This window comes from Ruegeria sp. CF2, assembly GCF_056537385.1.
In genome coordinates, this window is sequence record NZ_JBQFRL010000001.1 from 704816 (window position 1) to 721401 (window position 16586).

Sequence of the window (16586 nt, forward strand, 5' to 3'; positions counted from 1 at the left end):
GAAGCCAGAAGCCGGTAGAGTGGCGGCGATGATTTTTGCTGCACCCAAAACAAGTTTCGTCATCGACGGCCGGGCTGCTGTTCGCTCGAAAACTGTGCATTTCTTGGTAGGCCGCCAACTGGAAAAGCCCGTACAACTTGCAAAGTTTGAATTGATCGTCACACTTCTCGTATGAGCGAGTATTTTGATGAGATGTTCAACGGCGACGGATCTCTCAGAGGTCCGTACGAAGAGATCGGACGTTGGTTCAATGCGGAAGATGTCTCACGGCTGAGGGCCAAACAGCGCGAAGCCGAAGAAGTATTCAGGCTGACGGGGATTACTTTCAACGTCTACGGCAAGACCGAGGCCGAAGAACGTTTGATCCCATTTGATATCGTTCCGCGCGTGATTTCAGGGCGCGAATGGCAGCGTCTGGAACGCGGCATCGAACAGCGGGTTCGGGCGATCAATGCGTTTCTTCACGACATCTATCACCGACAGGAAATCGTGCGTGCCGGTCGCGTGCCGGCAGAGATGATTGCCAGCAACGAAGCCTTCCTGCCGCAGATGCTGGGTGTCTCACCGCCAGGGCAGGTCTACACCCATGTGGTTGGCGTCGATCTGGTGCGTACCGGGCCAGACGAGTTCTTTGTATTGGAAGACAACGCCCGTACGCCGTCCGGGGTCAGCTACATGCTCGAGAACCGGGAAACCATGCTGAAGATGTTCCCCGAGCTTTTCAGCGCCACGAATGTGCGCAATGTATCCGATTATCCCCGCAATCTGAGACGCTCGCTTGCGTCCAGTGCGCCGGCCTGCGCGGACGGCGAGCCGACCGTCGCGGTATTGACTCCGGGGATCTACAATTCAGCCTATTTTGAACATGCGTTTCTGGCCGATCAGATGGCCGTGGAACTGGTCGAGGGCCACGACCTGCGGGTTGTCGATGGGCGCGTCTGCATGCGCACCACGCGTGGTTACAAACCAATCGACGTTCTTTACCGCCGGGTTGACGACGATTTCCTGGACCCGCTGAATTTCAACCCGGACAGCGCGCTGGGCGTACCCGGCATTCTGGACGTCTATCGGGCCGGGGGCATCACGATCGCCAACGCGCCGGGCACGGGCATTGCCGATGACAAGGCAATCTATTCCTACATGCCTGAAATCGTTGAGTTCTACACGGGCGAGAAGCCTCTGCTCAAAAACGTTCCTACGTGGCGCTGCAGCGACCCGGAGTCGCTGTCCTACGTATTGGACAACCTGTCGGATCTTGTCGTCAAAGAGGTGCACGGCTCGGGCGGCTATGGAATGCTGATCGGCCCGACCGCCAGCAAGAAAGAGATTGCGGCCTTCCGTGACAAGCTCAAGTCGCGGCCGTCGAACTATATCGCGCAGCCCACGTTGTCTCTCTCGACGGTGCCGATCTTCGCCCGTTCGGGACTTGCCCCCCGGCATGTCGATCTGCGGCCGTTTGTTCTGGTGTCCCCGGATGGGATCGAGATCACTCCCGGCGGCCTGACGCGCGTTGCGCTGAAAAAAGGGTCCCTGGTCGTGAATTCAAGCCAAGGCGGCGGGACCAAAGACACCTGGGTTCTGGAGGACTGACCATGCTGGGAAAAACTGCTGGCGGGTTGTTCTGGATGTCCCGGTATCTTGAGAGGGCGGAAAACACGGCCAGACTGCTTGAAACAGGCCAGAGGATGGCGCTGACCCGGACCAAGAACTCCGATGCGGAATGGGGCTCGGTTCTGAAAACCGCCGGCGTTTTCGGCGGTTACAGCGCCAAATATGATGAGATTTCAAAAGACAATGCCGTGGATTGGATGTTGCGAGATGCCGACAATCCATCCTCGATCAAGTCGGTCATCAAGCAGGCGCGAGACAACGCGCGCCTTGTTCGAACCGCATTGACCCATGATGTCTGGAGCGCGGTGAACGCCACGTGGATGCAGATTGATCAAGCCATGAAGCGCCGCGTGAACGAGAGAGACCTGCCGGGGACGCTGGAGCTTATTCGTCAACAGGCGGCTCTGGTTCGTGGTGCGACGCTAGGGACCATGCTGCGCAACGATATTTTCGACTTCACCCGGATCGGCACCTTTGTCGAGCGGGCCGACAATACCGGGCGCATCCTGGACGTGAAGTACTATGTCCTTCTACCCACGGCCTTTTCGGTCGGTTCGTCACTGGACAACATCCAATGGGAGAGCATCCTGCGGTCCGTGGGTGCGGGTGGTGGCTATCGCATGACCCACGGCCAGAATACCCGGCCGTCGGAAATCGCTCAGTTTCTGATCCTCGATCAGCGGATGCCACGCAGCCTGCATTTCTGCTGCAGGAAAATCCAAGAGAACCTTTCTTATCTCAGCAAAGACTATGGCTTTGCGGGGCCGTCGGTTACGGCGGCCAATGCGCTGTCCGAGAAGTACCTCGACCGGCAGATTTCCGATATCTTTGACCTTGGGCTACACGAGTACATTCAGGATTTTTTGAAGGATCTCGGAGACTTGAGCCGCCAGATTGAAGTTGACTACCGGTTCTATGAGTGACCAATGAAACTGCATATTCGCCACGAGACACGATACGATTTCGACGCGCCGGTTCCCTTTGGCCTGCAGCAGCTGAGAAAAACTCCCAAATCCTTCCGCAATCAGAATATCCTCTCTTGGAGCACCGAAGTGACCGGGGGGCGCAAGGAGCTGAGCTTTGAGGACTACCATCGCAACACGGTGGAACTGATCAGTTTCGAAGCGAATACCCAAAGCATCTCATTAATCTCCGAAGGTGTTGTCGAGGTTGAAGACACGCATGGTGTGTTGGGACGTCACGAGGGCTCGACGCCGTTGTGGCTTTTTCAGCGGAGCACGCCTTTGACAACGCCGGGCAAGGGTGTTGCAGACGTGATTGCCGCTTTGCCGGATGGTGAGCCGCTTGAGCGGATGCATGCCCTGTCCGAAAGCGTTCGGGCTCAGGTCTCCTACGAAGTGGGAGGCTCGCACCCGGACTGGAGGGCAGAAGACGCTCTCAAGGCCGGGCGCGGCGTGTGCCAGGACCATGCGCATGTGTTCATCACCTGTGCGCGGAAGATCGGTGTGCCGGCCCGCTACGTCTCGGGTTACCTGATGATGAACGAAACCGAATTGCAGGATGCCACTCACGCGTGGGCCGAGGTTCATTTGGACGGGCTTGGCTGGGTTGGATTCGACGTGTCCAACGGGATTTCACCCGATGATCGATACGTGCGTGTCGCAACCGGTCTGGACTATGCCCAGGCGGCCCCGGTAATAGGAAACAGAATTGGGGCAGCGGGCGAGCAGTTGACGGTTCAATTGCAGGTCGCACAGCAGTAACGGAGAACCTGATGACCTATGCTGTGGGCATGCGGCTGAACCGCGGACTGGTTTTCATGTCGGACACGCGCACGAATGCAGGTGTCGACAACGTGTCCACTTTCAACAAGATGTTCAATTGGACCGTTGAAGGCGACCGTTCGATCACCTTGTTGACGGCCGGCAACTTGGCGACCACCCAAGCCACCATAAGCCTGCTGGAAGAACGCACAAAAGCCCCGGAAGACCGGTCGCCGTCGATCCTTGAGGTGCCGACGATGTTTCAGGTCGCCCAATTGGTTGCAGCAACGCTGAACGACGTCATCGAGGGGCATTCCCGAGCGGGCCAACAGGCAGACAGCGCCTTTCACGCAACCCTGATCCTGGGGGGGCAGATCAAAGGCGGCCCGTCGCGCCTGTTTCTGATCTATCCCGAAGGCAATTTCATCGAGGCCGGTGAGGATACCCCGTTCTTTCAGATCGGTGAGACGAAATACGGCCGCCCCATACTGGTACGTGCGTTTGATCCGGACATGAGCTTTTCCGAAACGGTAAAGCTGTTGCTGGTCAGTTTCGATTCAACGATCAAGGCCAATTTGTCCGTCGGTGCACCGCTTGATCTGCTGCTTTATGAGGAAGACAGCCTTACGGCCGGCACGCGTTCAAGGTTCGAGCCTGACGATCAGTACTTTCGGACCATATCCGAAGGGTGGGGCGATGCGCTGAAGGTCGCCCTGTCAAAGCTTCCGGCATACGAAGCCTGAGGAGCGAAATCTTGTGCTCCCGCAGGGCGCAGGTTTCAGGCTGCCAAACCCTCAGCAGCCATTTGACTCAGGGTCACTCAGATAGGCGATCATCTGGTCCAAGTCGCGGCGAATCCCGTGCAGGTCTTTGATCTTTTGATCCACATCGGCCAACTTGCTTTTTAGGTTCGCGATCACCTCGGGCCGCGGGATAGTGATTTCCGGGTCTTCCGGAAGGAAGCGCTTGATTTCCGACAGAGAAAAGCCAAGCGACTTGCTCATTGCGATGGTTTTGATACGGGAAATCATTGCGTCGGGATAGTCGCGATAACCGTTCTCTAGGCGCTCGGGCGGTGGGATCAGGCCGTGTTTTTCGTAGAACCGAATGCTTGACGCTGACACGCCCGTGGCTTCTGCCAATTTTCCGATCTTCATGCCCTTGACCTTCAACCATTATCGAAGGTTTATATCACCTGGGATCGAGAAGAAAAGGATCCCAAGATGACTGTTTCACCGCTGTTCGAACCGCTCACATTGCCAAATGGCGCGGTTCTCAGAAACCGTCTGGCAAAAGCTGCAATGGAAGAAAGTCTGGCGGCTTTCGGGCAGGTGCCAGACGAGAAAATTCACCGGCTTTTCCGCCGCTGGGCCGCGGGCGGCGCGGGCCTGTTGATCACTGGAAATGTAATGGTCTCGGCTGATGCGCTGTCCGGCCCCGCCAGCGTGGTTCTGGAAGACGGAACTGATCTTGCGCCTTTCCTGGAATGGGCCGAGGCAGGGCAGATGCGCGGCGGAGCAATCTGGATGCAGATCAATCATCCCGGTCGTCAGGTCCTGGCGAGCCTGGGAGAAGAAACGGTGTCGGCGTCCGACGTTCCGGTCGAGATCCCCGGTATGTCCAAAAATTTCAACCCGCCGCGGGCCCTGACCGAGGCCGAAATTCAAGACCTGATTGCCCGTTTTGCTCGAACAGCCGCGTTGGCCGAAGAAGCAGGATTTGACGGCGTTCAGATACATGCCGCCCACGGCTATCTTATCAGCCAGTTTCTATCGCCCTTGACCAATCGCCGTACCGACCATTGGGGCGGCTCTTTGGAGAATAGGGCGCGCTTCCTTTTTGAGGTCGTTCGCGCGATCCGGGCCAGCGTGTCCAGGAGTTTTACCGTTTCGGTGAAGCTGAACTCGGCTGATTTTCAGGAAGGTGGATTTGGGCAGGATGATGCCAAATGGGTGGTCAACCAACTTGGCGATATGGCTATTGATCTGGTCGAATTGTCCGGCGGTTCCTATGAGAGTCCGGCCATGCAGGGCAGGCAGGAGGATGGCTCCAGCACGGCCCGGCGCGAAGCCTATTTTGTAGACTTCGCGCGGGAGATCGCTGCTGACGCGAAAATGCCGATCATGGTGACCGGCGGCATTCGCTCTCGGGCTGTTGCCGAGGATGCATTGGCCAACAACCGGGGCGGGATTGGCGTCTCGGTTCTGGGAGTGGCTCGCGCGATGGCGTTTGAACCTGATCTTGTCGAAAACTGGCGGAATGGCAAATCAGAGTCGGTCAATATCCCGGAAGTGTCTTGGAAAAACAAAAGGCTGGCGGGGTTCGCCTCGATGGTGCTGGCGTATTTCCAGCTTGAACGACTGGCAAATGGCAAGCCACCGAAAGTACCTCACTCGGCATTTCTCGCGCTGATGCGAAATCAGATGCGGGCGAAGCGATGGACGAAACGATACCGTTCCTGGCGCGATGCCCGGGCATGATGTGGTCAGGGACGCCTAAAGCAGGGAGCCAACGGCGTTTGTGCGGGTAATCACCGTGTGGCGGCACCTTTGACGCTCGGTTTCCGGCGCCGACCGCAGGTGTTTCTTCCGTTGCCGCCAGAGTTGGAAATGGGCGCAACCTTACACAGGTTGCGCCCGAATTTTTGCGTGCTCGCCCTTTCTATCCAAGCAACCCTGGCAGGGTCAGCGAGATTGCGGGCACAAAGGTGATCAGCATCAGAGCGACCAGAATTGCCAGGTAAAAGGGCCATATCGTCCGAACCGCCTTTTCCATCGGCAGTTTGCCAACGGCGCAGCCGACAAACAGGCAGGAGCCAACCGGAGGGGTGCACAGTCCCAAGCCCAGATTCACCAGCAAGATCATTCCGAACTGCAGGGGATCAATGCCAAGGCTGTTGGCAACCGGCAGGAAGATCGGCGTGCAGATCAGGATCAGGGCAGCCATGTCCATGATCATGCCCAGAAGCAACAAGACCGCATTGATCATCAGCAGGATAAGGATCGGGTTTTCCGTCAGGCCTGTCAGCAGATCCACCGTTTTGTCCGGCACTCTGTAGAAGGTCAGCATGTAGGCAAAGGCGCCCGCGCAGGCGATCAGGATCATGACCATGGCCGTCGTACGTACGGCCGACGCAACCGCGATGCAGAACTTGTCCCAGGTGATACTCCGGTAGACTACGAGCGTGACGACAAAGGCATAAATTGCGCCGAACGCTCCGGATTCGGTGACCGTGAAAATGCCCGACAGGACACCTCCGACGATGATCACGGCAGTCAGCAGCCCGGGGATCGCGCTGAGAAAGCTGATGACCAGAGCCTTCCAGCCCGGAAAGGTTTCGGCCTGATATCCACGGCGCACCGCAACAAGATACGCGGCGACGGCAAGGCAGAGGCACATCAACACTCCTGGAACTACACCCGCGAGGAAAAGCTTCGAGATCGAAATGCCGCCGCCCGCCGCAATGGCGAAGATGATCATGTTGTGGCTGGGAGGGATGATGATCCCTGCGATCGACGACGTGACCGTCACATTGACCGCATAATCCGCGTCGTAGCCTTTCTCTTTCATCACCGGAACAAGGATGGAGCCCAAGGCAGAGATATCGGCAATGGCCGATCCGGAAATTCCACCAAACAACATCGAAGAAAACACATTCACGATGCCCAAGCCCCCGCGAACTGCGCCGACCGCGGCTGACGCGAACCGCACCAGACGCATGGCGATCCCGCCGTGGAACATCAGTTCGCCGGCGAAGATGAAGAACGGGATTGCCATCAACGAGAAAACGTTGATGCCCGAGATGATCCGCTGGAACCCGATCATCAGCGGCAAACCTTCGAACCAGAAGGCCGAGATGGCGGCAATGCCCAAGGCGAAGGCCACGGGTGTTCCGATCAATACACACAGGGCGAATACGCCAAGCAAAAGTAGAATTCCCATGATCCGCCTCTATTCGATGCTGTCTTTTCGCTCGTCAAAACCGACGCAGAGGCGGATCAGGTGACCAACGGAAAACACAAGGATAAGGCCCCCGCCAATGGTCAGGGGCAATGACCGCAAGCCTTCTGGAACCTGGATCAAGGGGATGAGCGACCCCCATTTGAACATCGTAAGCCGCGCCCCGAACACCAGCATCAGAGCACCGAATCCGGCCATGATCACATCCGTGCAAACGACCAGAGCCGCCCTGACTCGCCGCGGAACGGCCGAGCGCACGAGGGACACGGACAAATGCGTGTTGTCGTGCACACCGACCGCCGCGCCGATGAACGCGATCGTCATGACCAGCAGCAGGGCGACCTGCTCGACCCACGTTGGCGTTGCGTTCAGGACGTAGCGGCCAAAGACGAGCCAGCCGAATATGACGGTGACCACGACCAGCGCGACACCGGTCACGATCCGGCATGCATCGGCGATGCGGTCGAGGATCCGGACCATAGTGCGCACTGAAGACGGGGGCGGAGATGTATTGCTCATAAGCCTGAAACTCTTGATCGGATGTCCGGCCCCGCATTGGCAGGGCCGGACTGTATCAGATCCGATACGGTTCGATCACTCGGTCGCCTGGATGGTTTCAACCAACGGGCGGAGGTCAGGGTTGGTTGCGAAATAGGCCTCGTAGACCGGGGCCATCGCGGCCTGGAACGGCGCTTTGTCGGGCACTTCGTTGACTACCACACCCGCAGCCTCAACCGCCGCGCGGCTGGCCGCTTCACGTTCGGCCCACAATTGCCGCTGCAACTCGGCGGACTCTTGCGCCGCCTCTCTGACTGCGGCCTGCAGTTCGGGCGACAAGGCGTTGAATTTGTCGGTGTTGACGCAAACGCATTCAGGAATGATCAGGTGCTGGGACAGCGAGTAATAGCCGGCAACCTCGAAATGGCCGGTCGACTCGTAGGACGGCCAGTTGTTCTCGGCGCCATCGACGACCCCGGTCTTCAGGGCCTGATAGACCTCGGCGAAGGCCATGGGCGAGGGGTTGCCGCCAAGTTCGGCAATCATGCCGGTGAACAGATCGTTGTTCATGACCCGAACTTTCATGCCCTGGACATCGGCCGGGGTATTGATCGGCTTGGTGCCATTGTAGAAGGATCGGGCGCCGGCGTCATACCAGGCAAGCGGGGTCAATCCCTTGGCTGCCATACCGGCCGCGATCGCGGCACCGCCCTCGCTGTCCAGAACGCGAAACATGTGAGGGACGTCCTTGAAGATGAAGGGCAATGAAACGACATTTGCCTCGGCGACAATCGGTCCGATTGGACCCAGGTTGAAATTTCCGACCTCCAGAGCGCCAGCGCGGACCTGTTCGACCGCATCGGGCTGGCTGCCCAATGTGCCGCCGTGGAACATTTGCAGGTTGATTTCACCGCCGGTCTTTTCGGTGACCAGTTCGGCGAATTTGTCCATCGCGACAGTATTCGGGTAGCCGTCTGCGTGGATGTTCCACCCGCGCCAATCCTCGGCCAAAGATGCGCTGCCGGTCGCGACGACCATGGCTGCGGCGCCGATCAGTGTTTTTGTAAGTTTGATGTTCATGCTTTCCTCCCTAGAAGCAGACAGATGTTTTTGGTGATCGGTCGGAGCCGGCTATGAAAAGAGCAGGCCTCCGTTGATGTCGATGTTCGCGCCCGTAATGAATGCGGCGGCGTCCGAGGCCAGAAACGCGACGAGGTTTGCCACATCCTCGGACGTGCCTTCGCGTTTCAGCGGTGTGGCGCTGGCCACGTTGGTTCGGACTTCGGTCTTGGTGAAGACATTGTGGAAGTCTGTGTCGATCATGCCCGGGCAAACCGAATTGATCCGGATCTCGGGCCCCAGTTCCTTGGCCAGCCCACGTGTCATCGTCATGACCGCCCCCTTCGAGGCCGCATAGGCGACCGCGCCCGGACCACCGCCGTCACGACCCGCCTGACTGGCGAACCCGACGATCGCGCCGCCTTTTTTCATGTGCGGCAACACCGACTGAACGGCGCGGGCAAAAGAAGTGGTGTTCAGGTCCATAACGTAACGCCAGTGGTCCATGTCCATCTCTGACAGGGTCTTTCGGGCCACCAACCCTCCGGTCACGTGGACAAGAATGTCGATCCGGGGCCCGAAGGCGGCAATCGTTTCTGAGACCAGCCTGTCCACATCTGCGCCTGACGTCATGTCGCCCTGTACGGCAATCGCCTGACCGCCGGCAGCCGTAATCTCCTGGACCGCCGTCTCTGCACCCGTAGATGAGCTGTGATAGTTGATTGCGACCGACGCTCCTGCCTCGGCCAGTTTCAGAACGCAGGCACGGCCGATGTCCCGCCCCCCGCCGGTCACGATCGCAACCTTCCCTGCAAGGTCCCGGTTCAGGCCAATCTGTTCAGCGTTCAATTCGGTCATTCTCTTGTCCCTTTGGATCCCCGGTCAGCCTGCCGGCGCGCCCGTTCCGATCTTTGAGTTCGAACGGGCAAGAAGCAGTGTTGTGTATTTTAGTCGACTAGGATACTAGTATTGTCAACAACTTTGTTTGAGGATCACAAAGGGCATCGCACGGCGCGTGCCAAATCAATTGGCTGGAGATACACTGACGAGTATCGAGGGAGGGGCCTCGAGCCACGGAAAACCACCCGAGTTGGCCACGCGCAGAAAAAGGCAGGAAATGCATAGTATTACGGACAAGATCGAGCGGCGCACAACCACCGATATCGTTTATGAGAGCCTGTACGAGGCGATCGTGTCGCTTGAAATTCTGCCGGGGACGAAGCTGTCCGAAGCAGACATCGCAAAGAAATTTGAGGTGTCCAGGCAGCCCGTCCGCGATGCTTTCAACAGGCTCGAGGCGCAGGACTTGCTGCTGATCCGGCCTCAGAAAGCCACGCGGGTCCGCAGCTTTTCAATGGAACGGATCGGTCATGCACGCTTTGTTCGCCTGGCCGTCGAGTTGGAGGTGGTGCGCGCTGCGTGCCAGGTTTGGAAGCCCCAATACTCGAAGCTGCTGGAGGACAACCTCAAGCGGCAGAAAGACGTGGTTTCAAGGAACGAGGCCGAAGAGTTTCATCAACTCGACTATGACTTTCATCGGTTGATATGCGAGCTGAGCGGCAACCCGCTGGCCTTTGACACGATTCAGGAATGCAAAAGAAAGATCGACCGCCTGTGCGTTCTGAGCCTTGGGCGCGAGAGCGAGGCCGAGACTCTGGTTCGGGATCATGTGGCGCTGGCCAAGGCGCTTGCAGACCGCGACGAGACGAAAGCGAGCGAAACCATTCGCCGTCATCTGGGCCGTATCGACAAGACCATCGAAGAGGTTCACGCGAAACATGCCGAGTATTTCGAGTGAAATGAACGCCGCCACCTGACCGAGGACACTGCATCATGACCAATAGCTATCCGATTGTGTCGCCCGCCCCGGGCGTCGCGCGCCAGGTTTTGGCAGATCACGAAGACCTCATGATGGTGTCGTTCCGCTTTGAAGAGGGTGCCGAAGGCGCGTTGCACGACCACCCGCATGTGCAGTCGACATTTGTGCGGTCAGGGCGGTTCAATTTCGTCATCGGAGACCAGGAGCGAGAGCTGGGACCCGGTGACAGCCTGATCATTCCATCCGGGGTTAGCCATGGTTGTGTTTGCCTAGCGGCCGGAGAGTTGATCGACTGTTTCACGCCCAGGCGGGACGACTTTCTGTAAGGCGCATTTCGCGAGCGACCTTGCCTCGGGCTGCGATTATCTTGAAGCCTTGCGGCTGGTTAATCTGTCTTTTGGCGAGACGGGCGAGGCAGGGGGCATCTCATTGCGCCGGAAACCGGATCAACCGACAGCGGCCCCGCAACTTGGGTTAGGAATTGCGGTCCTCACGTGCTGATCCAATGCCAAGGATCAGGTCAGCGCATCGTTCGCCCAGCATCATGGCGGGTGCGTTTGTGTTGCCTGCGTTGATGTCCGGCACGGCGGACATGTCGCACACCCGCAAGCCCTCGATTCCGCGCACGCGCATTCTGGGGTCCAGCACGGCCATACCATCACCGTCCCGGCCCATTCTGGCAGTGCCCGCCGGGTGATAGTTGGTTTTCACGAACCGTTTGCAATGTGCTCGCAGCGTCTGGTCGTCGTCCGCTGTCGGAATCACGATTTCGCGGATCCTTTGCGCAAGCGGGCCCGAGGTGAATGCCTGGCGAAAGAAGCGCTGCCCTCGGATCATCTCCTGCATATCGTCTTCATGCTTCAGAAGATTCGGCGAAACCACTGGCATGGCGTCGGGGTTTGCCGAGCGAAGCCGAACCTCTCCGCGTGATTTCGGTTTGACCACGACAGTCGTGACGGTCAGGCCAAAGTCATCCTGCACCTCGTCCAGCGCGTCGCGATCCAGATAGACGATGGGAACGCAAAAGGCCTGAATGGTCGGCTCTCCATCGGGGTTCGACGGATTGACGAAAGCGCCGGCTTCTACCCCGGCCGAAGTCACCGGGCCGCTGCCGAACAGCTTGAACTGGATGCCGTTGCGCAGCATCCGCCAGCCCTCACCTTGCTTGAAATATCCGTAAGGGCCGTTGGCAAAGGCGGTGATCGGAACTTCGGGGTGGTCGATCAGGTTCTGGCCAACCCCGGGCAATGAGCAGACCACGGGAATATCGTGTTCGGCAAGATGTGCATCCGGTCCGATACCCGACAGCATTAGAATTTTCGGCGTGACGAGGGCGCCAGCCGCAAGCACAACCTCACCATCACATCGGACGGTGTGGGACCCGCGTTTGTCTCGATACTGCACGCCGACGGCCCGATCGTTTTCGATGATGACTTTGCTGACTTTTGCGCCCAACCGGATGGTCAAATTCGGGTTCGCCTCAAGTGGAGCGAGGAAAGCGTAAGCTGACGAGCTGCGCTTTCCGGCGCGATTGGTGAACTGATAGAACCCGACGCCGCGCTGCGTTGCGCCGTTGAAGTCCGTGTTGAATGGTTCGCCAAGGGCCTGCACCGACTGAACGAACCAACGGGACATGTCGTCGATATGCCCCGGATCCGAGACCTGCACCGGACCGTCGCTGCCATGCAGGTCGTTGTGCAGCCTGTTGTTGCCTTCCATCCTGCGGAAATAAGGCAGCACATCATCCCATCCCCAGCCGACCCCGTCGTTGGTCTGTCTCAGCAGGTCGTTCCATGCGTCATAGTCGGAAGGCCGACCGCGCATATAGACCTGCGCATTCACCGACGACCCGCCGCCCAGCACGTTGGCCTGCGGAATGTCATGCACGCGGCCGTCCAGGTGGTCCTGCGGTTCGGTCTGGTGGTAGGTCATGAACTTGGACCCGTTGATCATCTTGAAGATACCCGGCGGCATGTCCAGCAGCGGATGGCGATGCGAATGCCCCGCCTCCAGCACCAGAACCCTGCACTTGCCTTTGTTGACCAGCCGCGCTGCTGCCGCGGCGCCGGCCGAGCCGCCGCCGATGACGATGTGATCGAAGGTTTCCGTCATGATTTCGCCTTCAGGTCCGGCGTTTGGGCTCGCTGATCGAGTCGCGCTCGACCAGTTCGCATTCCAGCTTCACGAGTGGATGCCGCTGACCGTCCGTCGGTCCATGGAACAGCTGTTCGACGACCCAGCGTCCCATCGCCCGGGTGGGAAGGATCATCGACGTCAGGGGCGGCGACAGGTGCCGCGCGGTTTCGTCATCGTCAAATCCGATGACTGAAATGTCCTCGGGGATGGACAGGCCAAGTTCCTTGAGAGCCTCATAGCAGCCGATGGCCATGCGGTCATTCTGGCAGAAAATGGCGGTTGGCGGAGAGGGCAGGTCCATCAATTCGCGCGTGGCGGCGTAGCCTGCGCTGGGCAGCCAGTTGCCCTCGATGACCAAATCCTCGTCAAATGGAATGTCGGCGGAAGCCAGGGCGTTTCTGTACCCGGTCGTACGCCCGGCGGCGCATTCCATGAACGGCTCGCCGGTGATGGTGGCAATTCGTTTGTGCCCGGCCTTGATCAGGGCGTTGGTCGCCGTATGTCCGGCAGCGACTTCGCCGGGGATCACCGCAGGAAAAGAGAGGTCGTCGCAGAAGCAGTTCAACAGCAGAACCGGGGTGGCCGTCTGCCTGAGGATATCCGGCACGACCACCCGCCGCGTAAAAACGGTCGCGTAGATGATGCCTGCAACCTGTTGGTCGAGGAAATACCTCAGCGTTCTGGGCTCGACCTCGGGGTCGTTTTGTGTTTCGGCCAGCAACACAAGGTTTCCGGTGTCCCGAACGGCCTGTTTCACCCCGTTGAACGCGTTCACCATCTCGGGGCTCGACGCCAGATCATCCACGACGAAAGCTATGGTTCCGTCCAGCGCCGCGGGCCGGCGCGCGCTGTCCTGGGGTTTCCTGAGTTGAGAGGGCATGGCGTATCCAAGCGTGTTGGCGGCATCCAGGACCCGTTGCTTGGTATCCTCGGAGATCTTGACGGAATCATTCTTGTTGAGAACCAGCGATACTGTCGTCTGCGAACACCCGGCGACGCGCGCAATGTCGTGCATCGTCACGCGCTGCCGGCCCGCGACTCGTCCTACACCCCTGTGCTGCCCGGCTTTGTTCGCTTGATCGTTCATCGCTCAACCTTTTTGTTCGCATCCTTTTTATCGACTATGCGGAGGGTGCGCAACTAATATTAGTAAGTGATAATTAATATTAGTGTTGACGAAATAATATTATTAGTGTTTTGATCGGCGGTGCGGTCGCCATTGTGGTCTGGCCGAGCAAGTGCGGGAGGCGAAATTGCGGTCTGTAGTGGGGGAGTTGGGTCAAGTCGTTCGCCATTCGATGTTCATCGATGGCCGCTTTGCCGACTTTGACGCGGACGCGGTCGATGTCGAAAACCCTGCAAATGAAGAGATCGTAGCACAGGTTCCAGATGGTGGTGCCATGCATGCCGATGCGGCGGTCGAGGCGGCCCGCAGGGCTTTTGGCGCGTGGTCTGCGCGCCCGGCGATCGAGCGGGCGCAAATGGTCCGAAAGCTCGCCGAGGCCATCCGGGTCGACGCCGCGCGTCTGGCTGCTTTGATCACAGCCGAGCAGGGCAAGCCGATCTCGCAGGCCCGAGGTGAAGTGGATGCCGCCGCTACCTTTCTTTGCCATGCAGCTGAAGAGGCCCGGCGGATTTCGGGTGACATAGTGGCCTCGGACAACAGGTCCGAAGAAATCCAGATTCGGCGCCATCCCTATGGGGTTGTCGTTGCGCTGACGGCCTGGAACTATCCCTTGGCATTGGCGGCCAGGAAAATCGGGCCAGCGCTGGTCGCGGGCAACACCGTTGTTTTGTTGGGACATGAAATCACGCCGCTTTCCGGTCTTGCGGTTGCCGAGCTTGCGGACAAGGTAGGGTTTCCGCCCGGTGTTCTGAGTGTTCTGACGGGGAGAGGGCCGGTGGTTGGGCAGCGGTTGGTCGAACACCCCGATACGTCGCTGATCACGATGACCGGCAGCACGCGCGCCGGGAAAGAGATTTTTCGCACAGCGGCCGACCGGATCAAGGTTGTCCGGCTCGAGCTTGGGGGCAAGGCTCCGTTCATCGTGATGGAGGATGCGGATGTTGACGCCGCCGTTTCGGCCGCCATTGCCGCCCGGTTTGCCAATTGCGGCCAGATCTGCACCTGCAACGAGCGTATGTATCTGCATCGCGGCATTGCAGACCAATTCTTGGAAAAATTCGTGTCAGAAGCCCGCGCGTTGTCGATCGGGGATCCGATGGAGGACTGCGACCTGGGGCCCAAAGTCAGCAAGGTCGAAGTGACCAAGGTCGCCGAAATCATCCAACGCAGCATCGCAGAGGGTGCCACGGTGCATCTCCAAGGTGGGCCTTTGACGGACGGCGCGCACGGCAAAGGGCACTGGATGTCCCCGACCGTTCTTGAGGTCTCCGACAACGGCAATGCCGCGATGCAGGAGGAGGTCTTTGGCCCCGTGGCGACAGCCATGCGAGTCGATGATTTTGATCAGGCGATAGCCTTTGCGAATGACACGTCATTCGGGCTGTCCGCCTATCTCTTTACGGCATCGCACCGCCGACTGATGGAGGCCCCGAGCCGTTTGAAGTTCGGCGAACTGTACCTGAACCGTTCGAATGGCGAGGCCGTGCAGGGGTTTCACACTGGTTGGGGGCTGTCCGGGGTTGGGGGCGAAGACGGCGCCTATGGCTTCGATGGCTATCTGAGGAAACAGACGACTTACATGAATTGGGCATGACCTGAAAACTCGCGGTCAAAACGGAGGCGACCGCACCAATGGAGGAGGAATAACCATGAAACGCAGAACTCTTTTGATCTCGACGGTTGTCGCAGGTGCGCTGTTGGGCACCACGGCGATGGCACAGGATCTGCCGCCGCTTGAGCAGAAGGATCGCTACAAGGTCGGCTTTGCGCAGATGGAGTCGAACAATCCCTGGCGCATTGCCGAGACGAAATCGTTCCATGACACGGCCGAGGCCTGCGGCTGGGATCTTATCGCGACGGATGCGGCCGGATCTGCGGCCAAGCAGGTTGCGGATGTGGACAGCATGATCGCCCAAGGCATCGACGTCCTGTTCCTGCCCCCGCGGGAAGAAAAGCCGCTGATCCCGGCCGTTATGAAGGCCCGTGCCGCCGGCATTCCGACCTTTCTGGTGGACCGCTCGGTTGATCCAGCCGTCGCCAAGCCGGGCGAACATTTCGTGGCATTTCTTGGATCGGACTTCATTGATCAGGGCAACCGGGCCGCGCAATGGCTGATGGAGAATTTCGAGGGCGACAAAGGCATCATCGTCCAGTTGGAAGGCACGACAGGGTCCTCGCCTGCAAATGACCGCAAAAAGGGTTTCGACGACGCGATCGCAGCGGATGACCGTTTTGAGATCGTGGCTTCTCAGACCGGGGACTTTGCGCGCGACCTGGGTCGTCAGGTGATGGAAACCCTGCTGCAGGCGCATCCTGACGTGAACGTGGTCTACGCCCACAATGACGAGATGGCGATCGGCGCGATCCAGGCTCTGGAACTGGCCGGCCGCAAACCCGGCGAGGACGTGACTATCGTTTCGATCGACGGGACACGCGATGCGCTTCAAGCCATCATCGACGGCAAGATGGGCGTCACCGTCGAAAGCTCACCCTTCTTCGGCCCACTGGCCTGTGAAGTCATGAAGAAATACGCGGCTGGCGAGGCGATCCCGGAATGGGTGAAAGTCGAAGATCGCATCTTTACCAAGGACAACGCGGCCGATCACATCGACGAAGCCTATTGATTCTCCCTAGTGGGTGGTGCTGGCCTGTG

17 protein-coding genes are annotated in these 16586 nt (G+C 58.9%); 10 read left to right on the forward strand and 7 right to left on the reverse strand.

The annotated features are described in order from the left end of the window. Positions 1-19 precede the first annotated feature (19 nt). From ACR0IR_RS03440 to ACR0IR_RS03460, 5 genes are read left to right on the forward strand one after another with little or no spacing between them, the layout of a single operon-like run. Positions 20-175, forward strand: coding sequence for a hypothetical protein (locus ACR0IR_RS03440; protein WP_170368240.1), 156 nt, complete (start codon positions 20-22; stop codon positions 173-175). After that, positions 172-1590, forward strand: coding sequence for a circularly permuted type 2 ATP-grasp protein (locus ACR0IR_RS03445; protein WP_170363774.1), 1419 nt, complete (start codon positions 172-174; stop codon positions 1588-1590). Before ACR0IR_RS03440 ends, ACR0IR_RS03445 begins: the two co-directional genes overlap by 4 nt. 2 nt (positions 1591-1592) lie before the next feature. Beyond that, positions 1593-2534, forward strand: a complete 942-nt coding sequence (locus tag ACR0IR_RS03450) for an alpha-E domain-containing protein (RefSeq protein ID WP_170363773.1) — start codon at positions 1593-1595, stop codon at positions 2532-2534. Positions 2535-2537: 3 nt separating this feature from the next. Beyond that, positions 2538-3335: a transglutaminase family protein gene (locus ACR0IR_RS03455; protein WP_170363772.1), complete on the forward strand. Its 798-nt coding sequence runs from the start codon at positions 2538-2540 to the stop codon at positions 3333-3335. 11 nt (positions 3336-3346) lie between these two features. Beyond that, entirely contained in the window at positions 3347-4078 is a 732-nt protein-coding gene (locus tag ACR0IR_RS03460) for a proteasome-type protease (protein WP_170363771.1), read from the forward strand. Positions 4079-4129: 51 nt separating this feature from the next. Here the strand turns inward: ACR0IR_RS03460 and ACR0IR_RS03465 are convergent, their stop codons facing one another. Continuing rightward, positions 4130-4507 (reverse strand): MerR family transcriptional regulator, encoded by a 378-nt coding sequence (locus tag ACR0IR_RS03465; protein ID WP_170363770.1) that lies wholly within the window; start codon positions 4505-4507, stop codon positions 4130-4132. A gap of 51 nt (positions 4508-4558) precedes the next feature. On the opposite strand from ACR0IR_RS03465, the gene ACR0IR_RS03470 reads away from it, so the two are divergent. Then, on the forward strand, positions 4559-5815 hold the full coding sequence (locus ACR0IR_RS03470) for an NADH:flavin oxidoreductase/NADH oxidase family protein (RefSeq protein ID WP_480778964.1): 1257 nt from the start codon (positions 4559-4561) through the stop codon (positions 5813-5815). Positions 5816-5996: 181 nt separating this feature from the next. Here the strand turns inward: ACR0IR_RS03470 and ACR0IR_RS03475 are convergent, their stop codons facing one another. The 4 genes from ACR0IR_RS03475 to ACR0IR_RS03490 all read right to left on the reverse strand — a co-directional run bounded on the left by ACR0IR_RS03475 (position 5997) and on the right by ACR0IR_RS03490 (position 9710). Next, complete coding sequence (locus ACR0IR_RS03475; RefSeq protein ID WP_170339264.1) at positions 5997-7277, reverse strand: TRAP transporter large permease; 1281 nt, start codon at positions 7275-7277, stop codon at positions 5997-5999. A gap of 9 nt (positions 7278-7286) precedes the next feature. Beyond that, positions 7287-7775, reverse strand: coding sequence for a TRAP transporter small permease (locus tag ACR0IR_RS03480; protein WP_254441527.1), 489 nt, complete (start codon positions 7773-7775; stop codon positions 7287-7289). A 114-nt stretch (positions 7776-7889) separates the two neighbouring features. Beyond that, the gene (locus ACR0IR_RS03485; RefSeq protein WP_170363767.1) at positions 7890-8873 is read right to left on the reverse strand and encodes a TRAP transporter substrate-binding protein; all 984 of its coding nucleotides are present in this window, start codon (positions 8871-8873) and stop codon (positions 7890-7892) included. A gap of 51 nt (positions 8874-8924) precedes the next feature. Beyond that, on the reverse strand, positions 8925-9710 hold the full coding sequence (locus tag ACR0IR_RS03490; RefSeq protein ID WP_170339865.1) for an SDR family NAD(P)-dependent oxidoreductase: 786 nt from the start codon (positions 9708-9710) through the stop codon (positions 8925-8927). Positions 9711-9969: 259 nt separating this feature from the next. Between ACR0IR_RS03490 and ACR0IR_RS03495 the strand changes: the two genes are divergently transcribed. Further along, positions 9970-10650 carry a GntR family transcriptional regulator gene (locus tag ACR0IR_RS03495; protein ID WP_170363766.1) on the forward strand — a complete coding sequence of 227 codons (681 nt, stop codon included), beginning with the start codon at positions 9970-9972 and terminating at the stop codon, positions 10648-10650. Between the two features lie 35 nt (positions 10651-10685). Beyond that, positions 10686-10997, forward strand: coding sequence for a cupin domain-containing protein (locus tag ACR0IR_RS03500; protein WP_170363765.1), 312 nt, complete (start codon positions 10686-10688; stop codon positions 10995-10997). Positions 10998-11145: 148 nt separating this feature from the next. Here ACR0IR_RS03500 and ACR0IR_RS03505 read toward each other — a convergent pair whose 3' ends face one another. Then, positions 11146-12783 carry a GMC family oxidoreductase gene (locus tag ACR0IR_RS03505; RefSeq protein ID WP_170363764.1) on the reverse strand — a complete coding sequence of 546 codons (1638 nt, stop codon included), beginning with the start codon at positions 12781-12783 and terminating at the stop codon, positions 11146-11148. Between the two features lie 10 nt (positions 12784-12793). Continuing rightward, positions 12794-13894, reverse strand: a complete 1101-nt coding sequence (locus tag ACR0IR_RS03510) for a LacI family DNA-binding transcriptional regulator (protein WP_244952396.1) — start codon at positions 13892-13894, stop codon at positions 12794-12796. A 166-nt stretch (positions 13895-14060) separates the two neighbouring features. Between ACR0IR_RS03510 and ACR0IR_RS03515 the strand changes: the two genes are divergently transcribed. After that, the gene (locus tag ACR0IR_RS03515; RefSeq protein ID WP_217357082.1) at positions 14061-15527 is read left to right on the forward strand and encodes an aldehyde dehydrogenase family protein; all 1467 of its coding nucleotides are present in this window, start codon (positions 14061-14063) and stop codon (positions 15525-15527) included. A 55-nt stretch (positions 15528-15582) separates the two neighbouring features. Further along, the gene (locus ACR0IR_RS03520; RefSeq protein ID WP_170363761.1) at positions 15583-16557 is read left to right on the forward strand and encodes an ABC transporter substrate-binding protein; all 975 of its coding nucleotides are present in this window, start codon (positions 15583-15585) and stop codon (positions 16555-16557) included. The last annotated feature ends 29 nt before the right edge of the window (positions 16558-16586 follow it).